Annotated in this window: 18 protein-coding genes; 4 read left to right on the forward strand and 14 right to left on the reverse strand. The window is 70.7% G+C overall.

From position 1 onward, the window contains the following. Positions 1-27: 27 nt before the first annotated feature. Genes IE325_RS30370 through IE325_RS30395 form a run of 6 tightly spaced genes read right to left on the reverse strand, consistent with a single transcriptional unit; the run spans position 28 to position 9445 of the window. A complete protein-coding gene (locus tag IE325_RS30370; protein ID WP_190073294.1) occupies positions 28-3039 on the reverse strand; it encodes an alpha-mannosidase in 3012 nt (1003 codons plus the stop codon). Between the two features lie 32 nt (positions 3040-3071). Then, positions 3072-5066 (reverse strand): endo-beta-N-acetylglucosaminidase, encoded by a 1995-nt coding sequence (locus tag IE325_RS30375; RefSeq protein ID WP_190073295.1) that lies wholly within the window; start codon positions 5064-5066, stop codon positions 3072-3074. Further along, positions 5063-6319 carry a glycoside hydrolase 5 family protein gene (locus tag IE325_RS30380; protein ID WP_190073296.1) on the reverse strand — a complete coding sequence of 419 codons (1257 nt, stop codon included), beginning with the start codon at positions 6317-6319 and terminating at the stop codon, positions 5063-5065. The genes IE325_RS30375 and IE325_RS30380 overlap by 4 nt, the downstream gene beginning before the upstream one ends. A 34-nt stretch (positions 6320-6353) precedes the next feature. Next, positions 6354-7256, reverse strand: a complete 903-nt coding sequence (locus IE325_RS30385) for a carbohydrate ABC transporter permease (protein ID WP_190073297.1) — start codon at positions 7254-7256, stop codon at positions 6354-6356. Further along, entirely contained in the window at positions 7253-8146 is an 894-nt protein-coding gene (locus tag IE325_RS30390) for a carbohydrate ABC transporter permease (protein WP_190073298.1), read from the reverse strand. Before IE325_RS30390 ends, IE325_RS30385 begins: the two co-directional genes overlap by 4 nt. A gap of 6 nt (positions 8147-8152) precedes the next feature. Next, positions 8153-9445, reverse strand: a complete 1293-nt coding sequence (locus IE325_RS30395; protein WP_190073299.1) for an ABC transporter substrate-binding protein — start codon at positions 9443-9445, stop codon at positions 8153-8155. A gap of 209 nt (positions 9446-9654) precedes the next feature. Between IE325_RS30395 and IE325_RS30400 the strand changes: the two genes are divergently transcribed. Further along, entirely contained in the window at positions 9655-10701 is a 1047-nt protein-coding gene (locus IE325_RS30400; RefSeq protein ID WP_190073300.1) for a LacI family DNA-binding transcriptional regulator, read from the forward strand. 13 nt (positions 10702-10714) lie between these two features. On the opposite strand, the gene IE325_RS30405 is transcribed toward IE325_RS30400, so the two are convergent. The 4 genes from IE325_RS30405 to IE325_RS30420 are packed head-to-tail and all read right to left on the reverse strand — an operon-like array spanning position 10715 to position 15820. Then, the gene (locus IE325_RS30405; protein WP_190073301.1) at positions 10715-11275 is read right to left on the reverse strand and encodes a hypothetical protein; all 561 of its coding nucleotides are present in this window, start codon (positions 11273-11275) and stop codon (positions 10715-10717) included. Then, positions 11272-12378, reverse strand: a complete 1107-nt coding sequence (locus IE325_RS30410; RefSeq protein ID WP_190073302.1) for a serine hydrolase domain-containing protein — start codon at positions 12376-12378, stop codon at positions 11272-11274. The genes IE325_RS30405 and IE325_RS30410 overlap by 4 nt, the downstream gene beginning before the upstream one ends. A gap of 44 nt (positions 12379-12422) precedes the next feature. Continuing rightward, positions 12423-13958, reverse strand: a complete 1536-nt coding sequence (locus tag IE325_RS30415; RefSeq protein ID WP_190073303.1) for an alpha-L-fucosidase — start codon at positions 13956-13958, stop codon at positions 12423-12425. Between the two features lie 20 nt (positions 13959-13978). After that, positions 13979-15820 carry a glycoside hydrolase family 20 protein gene (locus IE325_RS30420; RefSeq protein WP_229912120.1) on the reverse strand — a complete coding sequence of 614 codons (1842 nt, stop codon included), beginning with the start codon at positions 15818-15820 and terminating at the stop codon, positions 13979-13981. A gap of 249 nt (positions 15821-16069) precedes the next feature. Here IE325_RS30420 and IE325_RS30425 point away from each other — a divergent pair, with 249 nt between their 5' ends. Then, on the forward strand, positions 16070-17413 hold the full coding sequence (locus tag IE325_RS30425) for an amidase (RefSeq protein WP_190073304.1): 1344 nt from the start codon (positions 16070-16072) through the stop codon (positions 17411-17413). Here IE325_RS30425 and IE325_RS30430 read toward each other — a convergent pair. From IE325_RS30430 to IE325_RS30445, 4 genes are all read right to left on the reverse strand, one after another. Further along, on the reverse strand, positions 17410-18582 hold the full coding sequence (locus IE325_RS30430) for a GDSL-type esterase/lipase family protein (protein ID WP_190073305.1): 1173 nt from the start codon (positions 18580-18582) through the stop codon (positions 17410-17412). The genes IE325_RS30425 and IE325_RS30430 overlap by 4 nt on opposite strands. A gap of 16 nt (positions 18583-18598) precedes the next feature. Beyond that, on the reverse strand, positions 18599-19177 hold the full coding sequence (locus IE325_RS30435) for a TetR/AcrR family transcriptional regulator (RefSeq protein WP_190073306.1): 579 nt from the start codon (positions 19175-19177) through the stop codon (positions 18599-18601). Between the two features lie 81 nt (positions 19178-19258). Further along, complete coding sequence (locus tag IE325_RS30440; RefSeq protein ID WP_190073307.1) at positions 19259-19741, reverse strand: GNAT family N-acetyltransferase; 483 nt, start codon at positions 19739-19741, stop codon at positions 19259-19261. A gap of 55 nt (positions 19742-19796) precedes the next feature. Continuing rightward, positions 19797-19970: a hypothetical protein gene (locus tag IE325_RS30445; protein WP_107086874.1), complete on the reverse strand. Its 174-nt coding sequence runs from the start codon at positions 19968-19970 to the stop codon at positions 19797-19799. Between the two features lie 473 nt (positions 19971-20443). On the opposite strand from IE325_RS30445, the gene IE325_RS30450 reads away from it, so the two are divergent. Both IE325_RS30450 and IE325_RS30455 read left to right on the forward strand, forming a co-directional pair. Continuing rightward, positions 20444-20893 (forward strand): hypothetical protein, encoded by a 450-nt coding sequence (locus IE325_RS30450; RefSeq protein ID WP_190073308.1) that lies wholly within the window; start codon positions 20444-20446, stop codon positions 20891-20893. A gap of 25 nt (positions 20894-20918) precedes the next feature. Then, positions 20919-21749, forward strand: a complete 831-nt coding sequence (locus IE325_RS30455) for an SDR family oxidoreductase (RefSeq protein ID WP_190073309.1) — start codon at positions 20919-20921, stop codon at positions 21747-21749. Positions 21750-21881: the final 132 nt, after the last annotated feature.

Raw genomic sequence — 21881 nt, forward strand, 5'->3', positions numbered from 1 at the left:
CAAGCGCGTCGCCGTCCCCCGTCCGTGCTACACGGCCCGCCGCAGCCGTAGCGTCACCAGTTCGAAGGGCCGCAGCCGCAGCGCGATCCGACGGCCCTCGTACGACGGTGTGTCGGGCAGCGCCCGTTCCAGCAGATCCGTCGCCGCGACGTCCGTGACCTCGAAGTCCGCGGTCAGGGTGGCCCGTGCCCGACCGCCGTGGGCTTCATGGAGGCGCACGACCACATCCCCGCTGCCGTCGTCGGCCAGCTTGACGGCGGTGACGACGACCGCGTCCTGGTCCACCGTCACCAGCGGAGCCACTTCCCGGTCACCGCGGATTCGCCGCTCCGGCAGATTGATCCGCCATCCCTCGCGCACCGCGTCCCCGATGCCGGCGCCCGGGACCAGGGCGTGCCGGAACCGGTGGACGCCCTGGTCGGTCTCGGGGTCCGGGAAGCGCGGGGCACGCAACAGGGAGACGCGCACGGTGGTGGTCGTACCGCGATCGCCGTCGGCACGCACCGTACGGGTCACGTCATGGCCGTACGTCGAGTCGTTGACGACGGCGACGCCCCAGCCCGGCTCCTCCACATGGACGAACCGGTGGTTGCAGGCCTCGAACTTCGCCGCCTCCCAGCTGGTGTTGGTGTGTGTGGGCCGGTGGAAGTGCCCGAACTGCGTCTCGGACGCGTACCGCTCCGCGTGCACATCGAGTGGGAAGGCCAGCTTCAGGAACTTCTCCGTCTCGTGCCAGTCGACCTCCGTGTCGAACAGCAGCGCCCGCTCCCCGGGCGCCAGCGACAACCGCTGGGTGACGCGGGACTCGCCGAAGGACCGGACGATCCGCACCTCGCCGTCGACGGCCGTGATCTCGTCCACGTCGGTGAGATCGGTGACCGTGTGCCGGTAGAACTCGTCGACGTCCCAGGCGTCCCACATGTTCGGGAAGTCGGGGTGCAGTTGGAGGAGGCCGGCAGTGGATCCCGGCGCGATGGTCTCGCGGTCGGCCTCGATGTCGTACGCCGACACGACCAGACCGCGCGCGTCGATCTCGATGCGCAGCAGGCCGTTGTCGAGGACGAAGCCGCCGTCGGCGCGTGGGGTGAGCGCGGTCCGGCCCTCGGTCACCGGGAGGCGTGCGCCGCCCGCCGGAACGCCGGCGCGCGTGTGCGGAGCCGCGTTGAAGACGAGCTCGCTCTCGCCCTCGCCGGCCAGTGCGCGCTGGGCCGACTCGATGATCGCGGTCAGCTCACCGGCCAGCCGCTCATAGGTCGCGCGCGCCTCACGGTGCACCCAGGCGATAGACGAACCGGGGAGGATGTCGTGGAACTGGTGCAGCAGCACCGTCTTCCAGATCCGGTCCAACTCCTCGTACGGGTATGGGAATCCGGTCCGTACGGCGGCCGTCGCCGCCCATAGTTCGGCCTCGCGCAGGAGGTGTTCGCTGCGGCGGTTGCCCTGCTTGGTCTTGGCCTGGCTGGTGAGGGTGGCGCGGTGGAGTTCGAGGTAGAGCTCGCCGACCCAGACGGGCGCGTCGGGGTATTCGGCCTCGGCCTTCTCAAAAAACGCCTGAGGGGTCTCCCAGGCGACCGTCGCCGAACCCTCCAGGTCCCGCAGCCGCGCCGCCTTGGCGATCATCTCGCGGGTCGTGCCGCCGCCTCCGTCACCCCAGCCGGTGGGGGCGAGGGAGTGCCGGGCCCGGCCCTTGTCCTTGAAGTTGCGGGCAGCGTGGGCGATCTCGCTGCCCTTCATGGAGCAGTTGTAGGTGTCGACGGGCGGGAAGTGGGTGAAGATCCGGGTGCCGTCGATGCCTTCCCAGTGGAAGGTGTGGTGCGGGAACTTGTTGGTCTGCGACCAGGAGATCTTCTGCGTCAGCAGCCACTTGGAGCCGGCGGCCTTGATGATCTGGGGCAGTCCGGCGGCGAACCCGAAGGTGTCCGGCAGCCACGCTTCATCATTCTCGATGCCGAATTCGTCCAGGAAGAACCGCTTGCCGTGCACGAACTGACGGGCCATCGCCTCCGAGCCGGGCATGTTGGTGTCCGACTCCACCCACATCCCGCCGGCGGGCACGAACCGTCCCTCCGCCACCGCCTTCTTCACCCGCGCCCACACCTCGGGGCGGTGCTCCTTCACCCACGCCCACTGCTGGGCCTGCGACATGGCGAAGACGAAGTCGGGCTCGTCCTCGATGAGCGCGGTCATGTTGGACGTCGTACGGGCCACCTTGCGCACCGTCTCCCGCAGCGGCCACAGCCACGCCGAGTCGATGTGCGCGTGCCCGACGGCGCTGATGCGATGGGCCGACGGCACGGCGGGGGTGGCGAGGACGTCCGTGAGGCGGGCGCGCGCCCCGGCCGCCGTGCCGCCCACGTCCTGGAGGTCGATGGCGTCCAGCGCCCGCTCCACCGCCCGCAGGATGTCCCAGCGCCGCGCCGACTCCACCGGCAGCTCGGCCATCAGCTCGCCGAGCACCTCCAGGTCGATGACGAGCTGCCAGACATCCTCATCGAGGACGGCGAGATCCATCCGGGCCAGCTTGTACTGGGGTTCGCTCCCGGCGGTCTCCTTGTCGCCCAACTGCGTGGGCAGGAAGGGGTGGTAGTCGAGGATGACCGGGTTGGAGGCGGCCTCGATGTGCAGCCGCACCTGCTCCCCGCCCTCCACGGGGGCGCCGATCCGCACCCACTGGTTGCGCGGGTTGAGGCCCTTCACCGGTGTGCCGTCGGGCCGGTAGACCAGCCCCTCGCACTGGAACCCGGGCATGTTCTCGTCGAACCCGAGGTCGAGGAGCGCCTCTACGGTCCTCCCGGCCCACGCCTCGGGCACGGTCCCGATGACCCGGAACCAGCTGGTGCCCCACGGAGCACCCCAGCGGGCGCCCACCTCGATCGGCTCGGGTTCGGCCGCGAGCCCCTCGGCGACGGGCACCGGCTCGCCTGGCGCGTGCCACACCGCCACGTCCAGCGGCACGGACTCGGGGTACACGGCGGGGCGGATGCGCTCGTCGAGGACGCGCCTGAGGCGGGCTTCGACCAGGTTGCGGTCGTCATGCATGCGGGGTGCTCCGTGATTGTCCGGGCCGGTGGTTACCAGCGGTGGGTGACGGTCGCGGGGTCCGACGTGGTGTACAGCTCCCCTACGGCACGCACTTCGAACCGTGCCTCCTGCTCCCCCTGCTCGGGCCGCAGGCCACCGACGAAGAACGCCCGCTGACAGGTGCCGCCGAGGAAGCGCCGGGTGCCGTCTGGGAGGAGGCGGTGGAGGGTGTGGTGGCGTACGTCGCCGGGGGCCGGGTTCCAGGCGAAGCGCAGGTCGCCGCCACTCGCGCCGGTGATCCGCAGCGCGGTGGGCGCGGCGGGCGTCTCTGCCGTGTTCCGCACGGCGATGCCGCCCAGCCGCCACTTCACCTGTCCGGTTCCGGTGAGCCTGACGCCGATCGCACGCACGGTCCCGGTCAGGCCGGTGAGCCGTACCGTCGCGGTCTGCCAGCCGCTGCCCGAGGTGACGGGAAAATAGGTGTACGACGGTGTCGCCCCTGGCGTGGTGGGCTCGGCGGCGGCGACGGCCAGCTCGACGTCGACGGCGCCCGCGTCGGTCCGATGGGTCAGCTCGATGACCGTGTCCGCGGTGATCGGCACCTGTGTGGCGTACAGGTCCAGGACGGCTCGGTCCACCGGCCCGTCCACGAGCACACTGCTCCCGCCCCGCCAAGCGTCCGCGAAGTCGAAGGTCACGGCAGGGCGCCGGCCGTCGGTGTGCACGACCCAGCGCCGGGAGGGCAGCCGGTCCTGGAGGCCCATGTGGTTCCAAGGCGCGTCCGAGGTCACCTCCCCGTCCTCGTACCAGCGCAGCCCGTGCCCGGTGTTGAACACACTCGCGAACGGCACGGAGGAGACCGTCGACCGGTCGGCGACGGACACGGCGGGCGCCCGCCAGCTGTCCGTGGCGTCCGGCCGCGAGGGGTCCAGTGACCGTCCGGTCCAGAACCGGTCGTCGGCGGCGTGGAAGTCGCCCGGGCTCCGCCCGTCGGCCGGCAGGTGATTGCGGGTCCACTCGGGCCGGTAGAAGCCGACCGACGCGACGTGGGCCTTGTCGCGCGGCACGATGGCGTCCCAGTTGACGGAGGAGTTCCAGCCGTTGGACTCGACGTCGACGCCCGCCCACAACTCATAGCGATTACGGCCCAGTTGGCCCGCCCGCTGCCCCGACGAGGCCAGCTTCGCGGCCGTCCACCGGAAGTCCACGAACATGTCGTCGGCGGCCTGGAAGAAGGCCTCGTTCTGCGAGTTGAGCGCCCCCTGCCAGCTCACGCTTCCATTGACGGTCATCGAGTCGTACCAGGTGACCCGCTGCCCCTTGCCCTTGGCGAGCGTCTTCAGCTCGCGCAGGAAGCCCAGCATGTCCGCGCCCAGCGCGGAGTTCCCGCCGCTCGTCTCGGCGTTGACGAACCATCCGTCGAAGCCGTACGCCTCCGCGACCGCGACCAGCCGCTCCGCCAGCGGATACCGACCGGCCGCGTCCTTCTGCACCAGGTCACGGGTCCACTGCAACTGCCCGCCATAGGCGACCGGCGGCAGGAAGATGTTGCCGAGGACCGGTACGCCGTGGCGGTGGGCGGCGTCCACGATCGGCGCGTTCGGCGCCAGGATCAGCCCCTCGCCGGAGGAGCCGCCCCAGAAGACCAGCTCGTCGATGTAGGCCCAGTGGGTGAGGGCGTAGTAGTCGGCGGTGGCCGAGCCCTGGGAGGGGTTGCTGGAGGTGGGGCCGAAGGACACCAGGGACTGGATACGGGCCTGGCCCGCGCGGGCTGTCGAGTTCGCCGGGGCCGGGGTGAAGCGGGCGGCGAGCGGGACTGTCGAGGCGTTGAAGGCGAGGTCCGGGTCGTCGGCCGGGCGCCAGGACTTCAGACTGCGCCAGGTGATGCCGGTGCCCGGGGAGCCGGAGGGCAGGGAGTCCGGGTACCAGTAGGAGGCGTACGGCTGGGTCGCGGCGGCGGCTTTGGGCGCGGCCTCGGCCGACAGCGGGGGCATGAGCGCGGCCGTGGCCGCGGCGATGAGGACGGTGCGTCTGGTGGGGTTCACGAGCGGGTGCCTCCTTGTGGGGTGGGGAGTACCTGATCGGGAGTGACGACCTCGGTGATGCCGCGTGCGGTGAGGTGGTCGTGGTCGGTGGCGCGGGTGTCGAGGACGGTGGTGGGGCGGGCACCGTCGGCGACGAGCCGGAAGTAGGCGTCGTACACGGGACCGCCGGGCGCGCAGGCCGAGCGGACGGCGGGGTCGGCCGGGACCGCGAGTGCGGTGGTCCGGGGCACGGGTGCCGGCGGAGGGTCGCTCGCGGCACGGGACAGGACATGGGCCATGTCCTTCGGCTTGCGGTCATTGGTCAACAGGCCCAGCCCATACTCGAGTTGAGGAAAGTCGGCCAGCTCACGGGACACGTCGTGGGAGCACCACCAGGTGATGCCCCACAGGTCGGGACAGTCCAGGGCGTTCGCCACGGTCGCCTCGGTGAAGGCGGCGGCGTGCTCGGGCGGGACCAGGGGTGCAGGGGCGCCGACCTCCTGGAGCCAGACGGGGCGGTTCGCGTCGTCGGCCCAGGCCTTGCTCAGCTCGACGAGGTACGCGGCGTGGTGTTCGGCCGGCACGGAGGTACGGCCGTGGCGTTGGGCGGTGCCATTGAAGACCCAGGAGTGCACGGCCGTGAGGGCGCCGTGCCGGGCCGCCTGGGCAGGGGTGAACGGCTGGTCGTCCTGGTACCAGGTGGCGTCGTACTCGGCGTGCAGATGCAGCCGCCCCGGGGCGCCCTCCTCGCAGGCGGCGAGCATCCGCGTCAGCCAGCGGTCGATCTCGGCCTCGGTCGCGCGGTCGGGGTCGGGATGCGGGTCCGCCGAGAACTGGTTGACCTCGTTGCCGAGGGTCATGCCGAGGAAGTTCGGCCGGTCGGCGAGGGCGGCGGCGAGGGTGCGCAGGTAGGCGGCCTGGCCGTCGAGGACGTCCGGGTCGGTGAAGAGGTTGCGGCGGTGCCAGGTGCGGGTCCAGGCCGGGAGGAAGTCGAAGCTGCTCAAGTGGCCCTGCAGACCGTCCACATTGACGTCGAGGCCGCGTTCGGCGGCGGCGTCGGTGAGCCGTACGAGATCCGAGACGGCTCGCTCACGAATCAGGGTGCGATTGGGCTGGAAGTACGGCCACAGCGGGAAGACTCGGATGTGGTCGAGGCCCAGTGCGGCGATCGAGTCGAGGTCGGCGCGTACGGAGTCGAGGTCGAAGTCGAGCCAGTGGTGGAACCACCCTTCGCTCGGGGTGTAGTTGACGCCGAAGCGCACGGCAGAAGGCATGCAGTGTCCTTGCTGGGCGGGGGGGGTTGGGGGTTCAGCCCTTCACCGCGCCCTCGCCGACGCCGCGGAAGAAGTACCGCTGGAGGCAGGCGAAGAGGGCGATCAGCGGGGCGACGGCGATGATCGTGCCCGCGGCGACGAGGCGTTCGTCGTTGGCGAAGGTGCCGTGCAGATAGTTGAGGCCGATGGTCAGCGTGAACTTGGACGGGTCGCTCAGCACGATCAGCGGCCACAGGAAGTCGTCCCAGGCGCCCATGAACGCGAAGATCGCGACGACGGCGACGGTCCCCTTCACGGACGGCAGCGCGATGCGCAGGAACCGCTGCCAGACGTTGGCGCCGTCGACGTAGGCCGCCTCCTCGATCTCGTACGGCAGATTGAGGAAGGCGTTGCGCATCAGCAGGACGTTCAGGGCGCTGATCGAGCCGGGCAGGACGACGCCGACGAGGGTGTTGTTGAGGCCGAGCTCCCGCATGGTGGTGAACTGGGCGATGATGATGCCCTCCACGGGCACGAGCATCGCCAGGATGAAGGCGAGGGTGGCCGCGCGGCGGCCCCGGTAGCGCAGCCGGGCGAGGGCGTAACCGGCGAGTGCCGCGCCGACGCAGTTGGTGACGACGTTGGCGGTGGCGACCTTCAACGAGTTGAAGGCGTAGTCCCAGACGGGGATGGTCTCGGAGACGCGCTCGTAGTTGTGCAGCGTCGGCTCGCCCGGCAGGAACTTCGGCGGGGAGCTGAAGATATCCTCGGTGGGGCCCTTGAGCGAGGTCGACAGCTGCCAGAGGAACGGGCCTACGGTGAGGGCGAGTACGCCGAGCAGGAGCAGATAGCGCAGGGCGAGTTCCCACACCCGTATCCGGCGGCCGTGTTCGTCGGTGACGCGGGGCTCGCGTGCAGGAGCCGGCGCCTTCGGCCTCACCTTCTCCATGACGCTCATGTCTCGTCCCTCCGGTCGGCGCGCAGCACGAGCAGCATCAGGGCGACGGTGACGACGAAGACGACCACCGAGATGGCGGAGGCATAGCCGACGCGGCCGGTCAGGCCGGTGCCGGTGCGCTGGACGAGCATGACGAGGGTGGTGTCCTCACCGGCCGGGCCGCCGCTGGGTCCTGCCATCAGATACACCTCGGAGAACACCTTGAAGGCGGCGACCGAGGACAGCGCACCGACCAGGACCATGGTGGAGCGGACGGCGGGCACGGTGACCGTGACGAAGCGGCGGATCGCCCCCGCTCCGTCCACGGCCGCCGCCTCGTGCAGTTCGCGTGGCACATTGGCGAGCGCGGCCAGATAAATGATCATGTAGTAGCCGAGGCCCTTCCAGACCGTCACGGCCATGGCGCTCAGCAGGAGCAGCCACTGGTCGCTGAGAAAGCCGATCCGGCCGACGCCGATCGTCTCCAGCAGGGAGTTCACCAGTCCCCGCTCGTCCAGCAGCCACACCCAGATCAGCCCGACCACCACGATCGAGGCGACGACCGGGGTGTAGAAGGCGGACCGGAAGAAGGTGATGCCGGGGATGTTCTTCTGCACCAGCATCGCCAGCAGCAGCGGCAGGATCACCAGCGCGGGCACGACTCCGACGACGTAGAGCGTGCTGTTGCGCAGGCCGATCCAGAACATGTCGTCGCCGAGCAGCTCACGGAAGTTGGCCAGGCCCACGAACTCGCCCGGGATCAGGGTGCGACGGTCGGTGAAGGCGTTGACCAGCGTGGAGAGGAACGGGTACAGGATGAAGGCGCCGATGATCAGCAGGCCCGGGGCGGCGAACAGCCAGGGACTGGTGGGCAGTTGGCGCCGGATCCGGGAGACGGTGGGGGTGGCCATCGCGTACTAGCCCTGCTGCTGGAGCAGCGTGTCGCAGGCCTTGACAGCGTTGTCCAGAGCTTCCTTCGGGCTCTCCTTGCCCTGCAACGCCTTGGCGACCTCGTTGCGCAGCTCGGTCTTCATCTGCTCGCTGAACAGCACGGGCGTGTAGTTGACGGCGTTCTTCAGCGACTTGGCGGCGGCGACCCGCACCCGCGTCTCGTCGGTGCCGTCCTCCTTGGTGAAGTACGGGTCGTCGAGGGATCCTGCGGTGCTGGGGAAGATGGCGACCTGCTTGGCGAACGACATCTGGTGCTCGGCGTCGGTGACGTAGTGCGCGAAGGCGACCGCGGCCGGCGTGCGCTTGGTCTGCGCGTTGACCATCACGCCCATGACGTACATGTTGACGTGCCCGGTGCTGGTGATCTGGTCGGTGATGCCGATGTTCTTGTACAGGTTCGGCACCTGCTTCTTGAAGTTGCCGAGGTCGAGCGCACTGCCGGGGTTCATGGCGACGGCGCCGGTGAGGAACTTCTTGCCGGACGACTCGGGGGTGGCGGTCAGCGCCTGCGGGTCGAGGGCTTTGGCGTCGTACAACTCCTTGTATTTGGTGAGGAGTTCGACTCCCTTGGCGTCATTGAAGCTGAAGCCGTTGCCCTGCTTGTTCATGAGCTCGACGCCGTAGCGGCCGAAGTCCTCGATGGTGGGGACGTTGGCGAGGGTGGCGACCTTGCCGTCCGTTTCCTTCGCCATCTTCAGGGCGGCGTCGAAGACTTCGTCGTACGTCTTCGGCGGCTGGTCCGCGTCGAGACCCGCCTCCTTGAAGAGGGCCTTGTTGTAGAAGAGCGGGCCGGTGTTGAGGTACCAGGGGAAGGCGTACGTGCCCTGTGTGCCGGGCACCTGGTGGCTGGCCCAGGCGCCGTCCAGGTATTCCTTCTTGTACTTCCCGGCGGCCTTGTCGAGGTCGAGCGCGAGGCCCGCCTTGGCGAGTGGAGCGACAAGGTCCGGTGACACATTGACGACGTCGGGGAGAGTGCCGCCGGCGGCGTCGGCGCTGATCTTGTCGGCGTAGCCCTCGGCGGGCTGGTCGACCCACTTGACCTTGGTGCCGGGGTACTTCTTCTCGAAGTCGGCGATCACGCCCTCGAAGTAGTCCTTGAAATTGGCGCGCAGGTTCCAGGTCTGGAAGGTGATGTCGCCCTCGACCTTGCCGGAGGCGTCGGCGGTGCCGCCGCCGTCGCCTCCCGAACCGCAGGCGCTGAGGGGCAGCGCGACACAGACGGCGAATGCGGCAGCGAGGGCTCTACGGGATATGGGCACCGTGAACCGGCCTCCCTTACTGGCGGGTTGAGTCGGGCTGGTTGGTCGACGTGGCAGACCCTGCACGCCGCTCCACGGGCCCGTCAATGGCTCTCGCGCAGCTAATTTCTTTAGTGACTAATGCGCATTAGGTTCACGGGGCCCTCTTCGAGCTGAACCGCATTAGTGCATACTGCTCGGGGAATGTGCCGATGGAATGGGGGATCTCGATGTCGGGCAGGCGGTCACCGGCCCGGCGGCCGACGATGAAGGACATCGCGCGGCACGCCGGGGTCTCCCAGAGCGCGGTCTCCTTCGCGTTGAACGGCCGTCCGGGTGTCTCCGAGGAGACCCGGGACCGGGTGCGGCAGGTCGCCGAGGAGCTAGGCTGGCGGCCCAGTACGGCGGCGCGGGCGCTGTCCGGGGAGGGCGCGGCGACGGTCGGCTTCGTGCTGGCCCGGCCCGCGGACACCCTCGGGGTGGACTCCTTCTTCCTCCAGCTCGTCTCCGGCATCCAGGAGGTGCTGGCGGAGCGCCATCTCGGGCTGCTGTTCCAGGTGGTGGAGGACGTCGCCGACGAATGCGCGGTGTACCGCCGCTGGTGGGCCGAGCACCGCGTGGACGGTGTCCTGGTCGTGGACCCCCGCACCGATGATCCGCGCCCGGACCTCCTGGACGAACTGGGCCTGCCCGCCGTGGTGATCGGCGGCGCACCGGATGACCGGCACCCCGGTCTGTCCACCGTCTGGGCGGACGACGCGGGCGCGATGGCGTCGGTCGTGGACGGCCTGTACGCCCTCGGCCACCGTCGGATCGTGCATATCGCGGGCCTGCCGGGGCTGGCCCACACCGAGCGCCGTATCCGCACACTGCGCGCCGAGGCGGGCCGCCGGGGCCTGTCCGAGGTGAAGTCGGTGACCACCGACTACTCCGACGCCGAGGGCGCGGCGGTCACCCGCCGGGTCCTGGAGGGCGTCGCTCCGCCGACCGCGCTGATCTACGACAACGACGTGATGGCGGTGGCCGGAGCCGCCGCCGCGACCGAACTCGGCTTCGCCGTACCGGCGGACGTCTCGGTGGTCTCCTGGGAGGACTCGGCGCTGTGCCGCATGGTCAAGCCGTGGCTGTCGGCGCTGTCCCGGGACAGTGTGGAGTTCGGGCGGACGGCGGCGCGGGAGCTGACCGCCCTGCTGGACGGGGGGTCTGCGCGGGCGGTGCGGGTGCCGGTGCCGCGGTTGGTGGAGCGGGGCAGTACGGGGGTGGCGCGGGGAGCGTGACCTCTGCGTCGGCCTAGGACAGGGGCTGCCCGCCGAGGCCCGTCCGGCTGACGCCGCGGGGCGAGAAGGTGATCGGTCCGATCCAGCCGTGGCGGACGAGGGCGATCTGGGAGGGCAGTGGGGTCAGCGGATCGACGGCCCTGCCGCACGACCAGTTCTGGAACAGTCCCTCGGTGGTCTCGACGGCGGTCACCACCATCGTCACCTTCAGGTCTCCGTCGCTCCAGGTGTGCCACAGGGCCCAGCCCTCGGGCCTGGGCTCCACGCCGATCCGCGCGCACACCTCGGCGTACGTCTCCTCGACGCCGGCCGGCATGACCGCGGGTCGCAGCACACAGGCCCCGACGAGGCGGACCGTGGGCCGGTCGTCGTCCTCCAGGCAGCCGTCGCCCTCGAAGTGGTAGTGCCGCAGCACTCGGGCCAGCGCGTTCACACTGCGCTGGAGCGGGGTCGCGTCCTCGGGGTCCTCCAGATAGCAGAGCCAGCCTTCGTCGGACGCCGCCTCGCGGACCCGGGCCGCGAGGCGTTCGATCTCCCGGAGATGATCAAGGTCGTCGAGTTCGAGGGACGTCACGACGGCAGTCCTTGAAGCCCTTCGTAGGCGGCGGTGACGATCTCCATCCCCCGGGTGTCCTCGGCGGGCTCACGCATCTGGTGGGTCACATACGCCACCACCAGCCGTCTGTCGGGCTCGATCATCACCAGCGATCCGCCCCAGCCGCCCCAGCCGCACGCGCTGCCGAACAGGCCGTACCCGAGCCCCCACCGCGTCGGCATCCCCAGCACCCGGTCATCGCCGTCGAACTGCTCCTCGCGGGCGCGGTCGCAGCCGGCCCGGGACAGCAGCCGTACGCCGTTCACCTCTCCCCCGCAGGCCAGGACCGACTGCACCAGCGCGACCGAGCGGGCGTTGCCGTAGCCGCTCGCCGCGGGGATCTGCGCGCGGCGCCAGGCCGGGCTGTTGCCGTCGCGGACCCGCATGCCGTTCCCCGCCTCCGAGCCCGCCGGGTTGCCGGGTGCGCTCGACGCGTAGTCCTCGTCCCGCCCCGCCGGGGGAATCGCCGGGGCGACCCGGTGGTCGTGCTCGGCAGGCAGGCCGATGTGGAAGTCGGCGCCCAGCGGCCCGGTCACCTCCTCGGCGAGGAACTCCCCCACGCTGCGGCCGGTGACCCGGCGCACGACCTCGCCGACCAGGAAACCCTGGGTGAGCGAGTGGTATCCGGCCGCGGTGCCGGGCTCCCACCGGGGTGCCCGCGCCGCGAGCCGGGCGGTGGCGGCGGGCCAGTCGTAGAGGTCCTCGACCGACCCGTCCCAGTCGGGCAGTCCCGCGGTGTGCGAGAGCAGATGCCGTACCAGCACCTTGTCCTTGCCCGCCGCCGCGAACTCCGGCCAGTAGCGGGCGACCGGTGCGTCCGGGTCGAGTTCGCCGCGGTCGATCAGGACCAGGGCGCACAGTGCCGTCATCGTCTTGGTCACGGACCAGACGTTGACGATGGTGTCGCGCTCCCAGGGGACGGTGCGGGCGGCGTCCGCGTACCCGCCCCAGACGTCCACGACCGGCTCGCCGTCCACGAAGACGGCGACGGAGCCGCCCGCGTCACCGGCGTCCAGCATGGCTGCCAGCGCGTTCGGAACCGCGAGGAAGAGGTTGTCGTACGAGCCCTGAATGTCGGCCATGTGCCCCATCCAGCCCGCCCGGCCCCGCCCAGGTCAACCGAATTTCAGACCTGTGACCGGTACAGCCCAAACTCCACCACCCGCGCCACCGCCCGCGAACCGGTCACCCTCACCCGCCACCGCCGCGCCCGCACCGGCGCCGCCAGCAGCAGAATCCTGCTCGCACCGATCACCCCGGCCCGGGTCATCTCCGTCCACGCACCGTCGCGCTGCGCCTCCACCACGAAGCTCTCCACCTGCTGCCCGTGCCGGATGTCCTCCGCAAGCCGGATCCGGTCCACCTCCCGCTCCCGGCCGAGATCGACGGTGACCCGGCCCGGCGAGGCGGTCGTACGCCCGTCGCGCGCCAGGTCCTCGGGCAGCTCGCGGTCCACCCGCTCGCGGAACTCCCTGAGCCGCACCACGTCGGCCGCCGGCAGCAGACCGTCCGTGTCCGGCGGGATGTTGAGCAGCAGCACCGAGTTGCGGCCCACGGACCGGAAGTAGATGTCCGTCAACTGCTCGACGCTCTTGGGCTGTTGATCCGCGTGATAGAACCAGCCGTCCCGGATCGACACATCGCACTCGGCCGGCCACCACTGGAGGAAGTCGGCCACCGGCCGGGCCTTCACCAGGGCGGCGCGGCTGCCCATGTCGGGCGCGTCATAGGCGAGGGCATAGTCCGTCCGGCCGTAGTCCTTCTCCTGGACCGGTACGACGCTCCACTCGTCCTCCCGCGCCAGCCCGCCCTCGTTGCCGACCCAGCGCACATCGGGTCCGGACACGGCGATCACCGCGTCGGGCGCGAGCGACCGGACCAGCGTGTACCAGCTGTCCCAGTCGTACTTCTCCACCTTGTCCGGCGGGATACGCCCCTGCGCCCCGTCGAACCACACCTCGTCGATCGGGCCGTACTCGGTGAGGACCTCGTACAGCTGGTTGAGCATATGGGCGCCGTAGTCGGTGGCCGGGAGGGTGTACGAGCGGGGCGGTGTGCGGTCGTCACCCTCGACGAGGGTGGGGATGGTGCGGTCGGTGCGGGCGCTGCCGTTGGCGTACACGCCGTGGAGGTACTGGTTCTCGTCGGCGGGCGAGATGTAGACGCCGACCTTGATGCCGTGCCGGCGCATGGAGTCGGCGAAGGAACGCAGGACGTCGCCCTGGCCGCCCTGCCAACTGCTCGACGCCACCGAGTGGGCGGTGTAGCGGGTCTGGTGGAGCACGAAGCCGTCGTGGTGCTTGACGGTGAGGATGGCGAGCTTGAAGCCGCCGTCGCGCAGGGCGCGGGCCCACTGGTCGGTGTCGAGGCCGGCCGGCTGGAACACATCGGGGTCCTCGTCGCCGGTGCCCCACTCCAGGCCGGTGAAGGTGTTGACGCCGAAGTGCAGGAAGGCGGTGCGCTCCAGGCTCTGCCAGGCGATCTGCCGTGCGGTGGGACGGACCTGGGAGGCCTTGCGGACCAGGTCGGCCTCGGTGTCGTCGGGGCTGACGGGGATGCGGTACCCCGGGTCCTCCGCGGTACCGGCGATGGCCGGTCTGCTGACACCGGTCACGGCGAGGACGGCGGCTGTCGCGACGAACACGCGTCGGGAAACGGCCATGGGAAGGCTCCTAGGGTTGGCTAGGGTCGGCTGCTCAGGTGCCATACGGCGGGGGTGCGCTGGTCCGGCGGGTACTGCGCGAGCCGCCCGCCGTCCGTGACGCCCAGCGGCATACGGGTGATGGCGTTGACGAGGCGGTAGCCACCGGACGCGGGCTCCAACTGCCAGCGCTGGAGGGTGTTCTTGCTGTCGCAGGTCTGCGGTGTCGCCTCCACCCCGGGTTGGAGCGGCACATTGAGCGTGAGCTTCCCTCCCCGGATCTCCAGACAGCCGTCCGCCGTCCGGACGGTGGCGTAGCCGTCGGCGGTGCGCGTCACCCCGGCGTCGAAGGACCGGCTACCGCTGGAGAAGGTGTACGAGCCGTCCGCCACCGGCACCCGGGTCAGGTCCCGCCACCCCGGCGCGTGCCCGACCGCCGTACCGCGCGCGGTGAAGTCGGCGTACGTGGCGTCGGGGTGCGGATCACCCCAGGTGGCCTGGGCGAGGTGCCGTAGCGCGGGCCACAGGGAGGCGGCGACCTCGTTCTCGGTCTCGCCCCGGCCGTTGTCGGGCCAGAGGCTGATCTTCGCGCCGGTGATGCCCTCGGCGGTGGCCAGTTTCTCGCCCTCGAAGCTGCGCGGGTCCCAGCTCTGCTCGTACAGCCCCTTGGTGTCGCTGTGGAAGCCGCCGCGGACGAGGTAGAGGGCGTAGGCGGCGTTCATCAACGGATAGCCCTGGGCGCGGAGTTGACTCGGCTTGGTCGCCACGTTCAGCCAGTGCTCGACGGTCGTTCCCGAGGTCACCGGGACGGTGTTGGCGCCGGTGAGCCCGTCGTTCCAGATGCGCAGCCGCTTGCCCTTGCCGACCGCGTAGGTGTGGACGCGGTTGACGAAGTCGATGAACGCGTCCTGGGGTGTGGCGTCGGGGCCGAATCGGCCCTGGGCGTACTTGAGGATCTGCGGGTACTTGGCGAAGTCGGAGCCGAGCATGTACTCGTCGGCTCCCATGTGCCAGGACGTCGAGGTGAAGACGTCCGCGTACTCGTCGATCAGGCCGGTGTAGTACGCGAAGGCTTCCGGCCTGGTGATGTCGAGCCGGGACGGCTGCTTGTTGCCGTCCGAGTCGGTCAGTTGGAGGTCCGGGCGGTTCTCGATCCACGGGTCCATATGGCCCGGGGAGTTGATCTCCGGGATGATCTCGACGTGGTACCGCTTGCCGAGGGCGACCAGGCCGCGGATCTCGTCCTTGGTGTAGTAGCCCCAGGTGTTGGCCTCGGGGTGGGCGTCGCTCTTCACCTTCAGTTCGAGGAGCAGCTGGTTGAGCTTGTTGTACGCCATCTCGCGGACCAGGTTCTCCAGCCAGGGCATCGAGACGTGGATGTAGCAGGCGCAGACGCCGACGCCGCGTTCCTTGTAGCGCGGTACGTCGACCGTGCGTCCGGCGGGGACGCGGTCGCCCTGGGCGAGGAGCTGGAGGAGAGTGCGGGTGCCGTAGAAGGCGCCGGTCTCGGTGGCCGCGGTCACCGACAGCCGGGTGCCGGCGCGGAGTTCGTAGCCCTCCGCGCCGAGGGTGGTCCGGGACGGCTGGACGTCGATGACGATGTCGCCGGGCCGGGAGCCGCCGCGCACCACGGGAGGTGTGCCGTGTCCGGCGTCGCGGAGGTCGTCGGCGAGGGTGTCGGCGACCCGCCGCTCCTCGGCGCCGTCGGCCACGAGGCGGGTGGAGCGGTCGTAGCGGTAGGTGCCGGATGCCGGTGTCCAGTCGGACAGGGCGGGCACCGTGAGCGGTGGGTCCGTCTTCTCCTGTGCGACCGCCGGCAGCGGTGCCGTGAGCAAGAGCGTCAGCGCCGCGAGGACTCCGACCGTTCTCCAGCGTCTCCTCATAGGGGCACCCCCATTCATCGGATGTCTGATCATTGAGCGGGCCCCTGGGGCTGTCAATGGGAGCCGATGGGGGCCGAGTTGGCTCATTGGTCGGATGATGCGCAGGTCAGCGGGGCCTTGCGAACGGCGGGCGGCGCGAAAAGTCCAAGAAGAGCCCCGCGAATATCCAAGCCCGCAACCCTCTCGACGCCGGGGCCCTCGCCCGGCAGAGTGCTCGTACATACTCGCGAGTAATCCTGAGGAGCGCCCGTGACCAGCTGGGTCGGCCGGACCGCCGCCGAGATCGCCGCCGCCGTACGGGAGAAGCGGGCCACGCCCCGTGAGGTGGTGGCCGAGCATCTGGCCCGGATCGAGCGGCTCGACGGCCGGGTCGGCGCGTTCCGGGTGGTGCGGGGCGAGGCCGCGCTCGCGGAGGCCGACGAGGTGGGCTCGCGGGGCGACCTCGCCGAACTGCCCCTGGCGGGCGTGCCGGTGGCCGTCAAGGACAACCTCGCGGTGCGCGGCGAGTCCAACCGCGTCGGCTCCGCGGCGACTCCGGACACGCCGGCCGACCACGATCACATCACCGTGGCCCGGCTGCGGGCGGCCGGTGCGGTGGTCGTGGGGCTGACGAACGTGCCGGAGCTGTGTGTCTTCGGCACCACCGAGGGCGTGCACGGCACCGCCCGCAATCCGTGGGACACCTCGCGCACGGCGGGCGGTTCGTCCGGCGGCAGCGCGGCCGCCGTCGCCGCGGGCATGGTGCCCATCGCCCTCGGCAACGACGGCATGGGCTCGCTGCGCATACCGGCGGCCAACTGCGGCCTGGTCACCATCAAGCCCGGCACCGGCGTAGTCCCGGCCGGGATAGGCGACGGCGACTGGTTCGGCATGTCGGAGAACGGTCCGTTGGCCACGACGGTCGAGGACGCCCGCCTGATGCTGTCGGTGCTCGCCGACACGGAAGTCGTATGGCCCGAGGACCCGGGCACGCACCGGATCGCCGTGTCCCTGCGCAGCCCGCTGGCCGGGGTCGCCGTCAGCGGGCCGTACACGGCCGCCGCCCGCGAGGCCGCCGCGCTGCTGATGAAGGCCGGTCACCAGGTACGGCGTGCCGATCCGCCGTATCCGATGTCGCTCGCGGTCACCTCGCTCACCCACTGGACCGCGGGCACGGCCGTGGACGCCCAGGCCCTCGATCCGCGGCAACTGACCCGCCGGACCCGGGTCCATGCCACGGTCGGCAGGCGCTTCGTCAACCGGGTGCGGGTCGGTGAGAGCCGGGAGCAGCTGCGGCGCCGCATGGAGCCGTTCTTCGCCGAGCACGACGTGCTGCTCACCCCGGCGCTCGCGCGCCGCTCCCCCAAGTCCGAGGCGTGGCACGAGCGGGGCTGGCTGCGCAACGTCATGGCGAACACCAACTACTCGCCGCTCACCCCACCCTGGAACCTCACCGGCTGGCCTGCGATGGCGATCCCCTGCGGCACCCTGCCGTCCGGTGCCCCCACCGCCGTACAGCTGGTCGGCCGCCCTGGCTCGGAGGCCCAGCTGCTGGCGCTGGCGGAGCGGATCGAGGAACTGCGTCCGTGGCGGCGGACGGCGCCCTTGGACTAGGCGAAGGGCCCGTCCGCGGTGAACGCCAGCTGCGCGAAGCGTTCGCCGATGCGGTGGTGGGTGGCGGCGTCGGGGTGGAGGTCGTCGGGGAGGGGCAGTTCGGCGAAGTCGGTGTCGCCGTACAGGTCGCGGCCGTCGAGGTAGTGCAGGTTGGGGTCGCCGGCCGACCGCTGCTTCACGATGCGGGACAGCTCGTCCCGGATGACGCCCAGGGTCAGCTTGCCGCTCGCGCGTTCCGCCGGGTCGCCCAGGGCGACGAAACGCAGCCGGCCCTCGCTCATACCGCTGAAGTCCGGGGCGCAGGGGCCGGGCGTGTCCTCGTGGATCGGGCACAGGATGGGCGAGACGACCAGCAGCGGAGTCGTCGGATGCCCTTCGCGGATGGTGTCGAGGAAGCCGTGGACGGCGGGGCCGAAGGCGCGCAGCCGCATCAGGTCCGCGTTGACCAGGTTGATTCCGATCTTGACGCTGATGACATGGGCGGGGGTGTCGCGCAGGGTGCGGGCGGTGAACGGGTCCAGCAGGGCGCTGCCGCCGAGGCCCAGGTTGATCAGTTCGACGCCGCCGAGGGTGGCGGCGCGCGCGGGCCAGATGCCGGTGGGGCTCGCGGCGTCGGAGCCATGGCTGATCGAACTGCCGTGATGCAGCCACACCCTGCGGCCCCGATCGCGTGCGGGCTCGACGGGGGCGTCGGTGCGCAGGGCGAGCAGTTCCGTGGTCTCGTTGTGCGGGAGCCAGATCTCGACGTCCTTGTCGGCGTCGGCGAGCCCGGTGAAGCGGACGGTGCCGGGCGGGCCGGGGCGGTGCTCGGCGGTCCCGGCCATCATGTCGACGACCATGACATTGCCATCGGTCACACTGCCCTGTCCGGCGAGGCGGCCGTCGACGATCAGGTCGTACACGCCGTCCGGGCGGGGTGGGGCGCCGACGTAATTGCGCTTGGTGGGCAGTGTGTCCAGTTCGACGGCGGTGGCGCGGGTGCGGAAGGCCAGTCGTACGCCGGAGGGCTGGGACTCGGCCATGGCCAGCTGTCCGTCGGTGTTCTGGGCGCGTGCCCGGGCGGGCAGCCGGTGCGGCAGCAGGCCGCGTTCGGTGTGCTCGACGTCGAGGGCGCCGCGCAACAGGTCGGCGGTGAGGGGGGTGTTGATCCAGTCGTGCTCGGTGTCCATGTCCTCTGCCTGTCGATCAAGGGGTGGGCGCGGTCGGCCAGTTGCGCAGCAGGGCGTCGAGGGCGTCCAGGATCCGGGTCCAGCTCTCCTCGGAGTCGGGGGCGCTGTGGCTGAAGCCGCCCGCCAGCTCCAGGCTGGAGTACCCGTGGAAGACGCTGCCCAGCAGCCGTACGGCATGGGTCGCGTCCGGTTCGGTCAGGTCGTAGCCGCGCAGGATGGCCCGAGTCATCTGGGCATGCCGGACGCCGGCGCTGGCGGCGGCGGTCTCGGGGTCGAGCCTCATCCGCGCGGCGGCGGCCCGGCCGGGGTGCTCACGGCCGTAGTCCCGGTAGACGTTCGCGAAGCCGACCAGGGCGTCCTTGCCAGCCCGTCCGGCGATGGCGTCGGCGGCCCGGTCGGCCAGTTCCTCCAGCGCGAGCAGGGCGATCCGGGTCTTGAGGTCCTGGGAGTTCTTGATGTGCGAGTACAGGCTCGCGACCTTGACGTCGAACCGCCGGGCGAGCTCCGACGCGGTCACCTGCTCGAAGCCGATCTCGTCGGCGAGCTCCGCCCCGGCCCGGACCAGACGTTCCGTGGTCAGCCCTACGCGTGCCATAGCCATCCTCTCGCTTGCCGAAAGCGAGTATGCATCTACCTAAAGCGATTAGGCAAACGAGGGTGACGTGGAGGCGGTCCGCTAAAGCGCTCGGTACATGATGTGCAGCCCGACCCGGCCGTGCCGTGGATGTTCGTACGCGTCCGGCACCGTCCCGAGGACTGTGAAGCCGAGGGACGTCCACAGCCCCACGGCCGGGTTCGTCTCGACGACGGCGTTGAAGACCATGCCCCGGTAGCCGTCGGCCTTGGCCGCGGCCAGGATGTGCTCGGCGAGGGCGCGGCCGTAGCCGTGGCCGCCGTGATCGGGGTCGACCATGAAACCGGCGTTGGCGATACGGGCGGCGGGTCCCCCGTAGTTGGGGGTGACGTATGCGGAGGCGACGATGGCTCCGGCGTCGTCCTCGACGACGTAGACCCGCTTCGCCGGGTTCATCCACAGGGCCCGGGCGGCGTCCTCGGAGGTGTCGGGATCCCAGGCGTAGGTCTCGCCGGCGGCAACGATCCGGTGCCAGAAAGGCCAGATCCGCGGCCAGTCGTCGGCCGCGGCTTCTCTGATCAGCATGGGCGTGAGTGTCGCACGCCCATGCGACTCGGCGATCGCGAAGAGCTGTGCCTCGTCAGTCGACGCTGGGCAGGATGTGAGGCTCGGCGAGGTCGTCCTCGTACCCCGCCAGACGGATGGGGGCGGACCTGGCCCACACATCGAGACTGCCGATCTCCTTGGACCGGCGGCCCGCGCGCTCCGTGCGTTCCTTGGGGCGCTGCTCGCGATTCGTCTTCTCAGGTGTCACCGCGCACTCCTTCTGTGTCGGATCACCCTCGGGGCGGGCCGGCCCAGTCTGCGGTCCGGCACCTGACGCCCGCTCGGGTCTTACTCAAAGTCGGCTCGGACGCGGTGGCGCCGGAAACTGGTGTGAGAGCAGGCCGTTGTGCACCGGCTTGTCCCGGGACGGACCGTGGGTGTGGGTTGGGACCCTGTACTGCTGCCCGTCCGCTATAGATTAACCAAATGAGCGGCCCCCCGCTCGATGGGGCTGCAAACAACGTGTAACTATCCGGAGTCGACCGGTTTTCACCGGCCCGCCATCTCCCGTTTTCCTATGTAATGCGCCGTTTACGAGTCACCCGATCGGCTCACACGACACCTTGACGCCCGGCACGGGACCGGAGGACGCAGCGCAGTTCAAGTCCCGTTGGCCGATTCGCAAGGCGGCCATGATCTGCTGCCGTACGGCAACGGCTTGTCCGGCGGGAGGACTGACGCATGGAGCTGCGCAGTGTCGAAGAGCTGATGGATCTGCTGTACGCCTGCCGGGGCACCCGGGACGCCCCGGGCCTCGGGAGCACCCGAGTCGATCTCCACCAACACGCCCTGCAGACGGCCGCACTACTGCGCCGATCCCGCCCCGCCGACAAGGAACTCCAGGTCGCGGGGCTTGTTCATGCCATCGGCCCGCTGCTGCGCCCCGGCGATGTGAGCGTCCACTCCGACTCCGCGGCGGACGCGGTGCGACCCCTCCTCGGCGAACGGGTCTCCCGCCTAGTCCGCTACCACTGCCGGGCCCGCGACAGCGCCGACGACGATCTGCTCCGCCTGCACCAGGCCGACGAGGAGGGCCGCAGCGCGGAGTTCGACGCCGGGGTCCTGGAGGACTGGCGGGCGGTGCTGGAGCTGGTGGCGGCCAGGAACTCGCCGCTCGGGGCTGTCAACTGACGGTCCGTCATGAGACCGTACGGCGATGACGCCGCCGTACGACCTTCGGGGCAGGGCTGCTCTCGTCACCGGCGCCACGCGCGGCATCGGGCACGCCGTCGCCCGGCAACTGGCCGCCGCCGGGGCGCGGGTCTGTGTGACCGCTCGGGATGCGGACGAGGTACGGCGCACGGCCGCCGAGCTGGGCGGTGTCGGGGCTGCGGGCAGCGTGGCCGATCCGGATCATCTGACGTCGGCGGTGGAACTGGCCCTGAGCGAGTTCGGCCGGATCGATGTGATCGTGAACAACGCGGCCACCAATCTGCCGTACGGCCCCCTCATGGACGTCGATCCGCTGTCATGGCGCAAGGCCTTCACCATGAACGTCGAGGCACCGCTGCGGCTCGTGCGGTGCGCCTGGCATGCGTGGATGCGGGAGCACGGCGGCGCTGTCGTCAACGTCTGCACGGAGGGCGCCACCCATGTCGGCCCCAACGTCGGCGCCTACGGCACCAGCAAGGCGGCGCTCCTGCACCTCACCCGGCAGCTCGCGGGCGAACTGGCCCCGAAGGTGCGGGTCAACTCCGTCTCCCCCGGCCTGATCCGCACGGACATGGCGCGGTTCGTGTGGGAGCCGGGCGAGGAGGAGGTGGCCGCGGGGCTGCCGCTGGGGCGGATCGGGGAGCCGGAGGATGTGGCGCGGGCCGTGGTGTGGCTGGTGTCGGACGCCGCGGAGTGGGTGACGGGGGCGGATCTGCTGGTGGACGGGGGGACTCGGGTGCGGGCGGCGGCGGGGGCGGACAGGGCGTATGCGGTGCATGAACGCCTGCGGGCACATGGGCCGGTGCGGGGGGACAGGACGCGTGGACCCAACTGACAGGCCCCCACGCGCACAAGCAGGTCGGGCGATGGGCAGCGCCAATTAAGGGCGCCGGGCTGTATCGATGTGCGGCTCCGCCGCGTGGGCGCGACCAGCCACAACGGCGCCGCAGACGACGCACGACATCGC

Source organism: Streptomyces lanatus (assembly GCF_014655715.1).
Taxonomy (GTDB): Bacteria; Actinomycetota; Actinomycetes; order Streptomycetales; family Streptomycetaceae; genus Streptomyces; species Streptomyces lanatus.

Coding starts and splice junctions, on each gene's coding strand:
- IE325_RS30370 (WP_190073294.1), bottom strand. CDS start 3,039: ATGCATGACGACCGCAACCTGGTCGAAGCCCGCCTCAGGCGCGTCCTC.
- IE325_RS30380 (WP_190073296.1), bottom strand. CDS start 6,319: ATGCCTTCTGCCGTGCGCTTCGGCGTCAACTACACCCCGAGCGAAGGG.
- IE325_RS30385 (WP_190073297.1), bottom strand. CDS start 7,256: ATGAGCGTCATGGAGAAGGTGAGGCCGAAGGCGCCGGCTCCTGCACGC.
- IE325_RS30390 (WP_190073298.1), bottom strand. CDS start 8,146: ATGGCCACCCCCACCGTCTCCCGGATCCGGCGCCAACTGCCCACCAGT.
- IE325_RS30400 (WP_190073300.1), top strand. CDS start 9,655: ATGTCGGGCAGGCGGTCACCGGCCCGGCGGCCGACGATGAAGGACATC.
- IE325_RS30410 (WP_190073302.1), bottom strand. CDS start 12,378: ATGGCCGACATTCAGGGCTCGTACGACAACCTCTTCCTCGCGGTTCCG.
- IE325_RS30415 (WP_190073303.1), bottom strand. CDS start 13,958: ATGGCCGTTTCCCGACGCGTGTTCGTCGCGACAGCCGCCGTCCTCGCC.
- IE325_RS30420 (WP_229912120.1), bottom strand. CDS start 15,820: ATGAGGAGACGCTGGAGAACGGTCGGAGTCCTCGCGGCGCTGACGCTC.
- IE325_RS30430 (WP_190073305.1), bottom strand. CDS start 18,582: ATGGACACCGAGCACGACTGGATCAACACCCCCCTCACCGCCGACCTG.
- IE325_RS30435 (WP_190073306.1), bottom strand. CDS start 19,177: ATGGCACGCGTAGGGCTGACCACGGAACGTCTGGTCCGGGCCGGGGCG.
- IE325_RS30440 (WP_190073307.1), bottom strand. CDS start 19,741: ATGCTGATCAGAGAAGCCGCGGCCGACGACTGGCCGCGGATCTGGCCT.
- IE325_RS30450 (WP_190073308.1), top strand. CDS start 20,444: ATGGAGCTGCGCAGTGTCGAAGAGCTGATGGATCTGCTGTACGCCTGC.
- IE325_RS30455 (WP_190073309.1), top strand. CDS start 20,919: ATGACGCCGCCGTACGACCTTCGGGGCAGGGCTGCTCTCGTCACCGGC.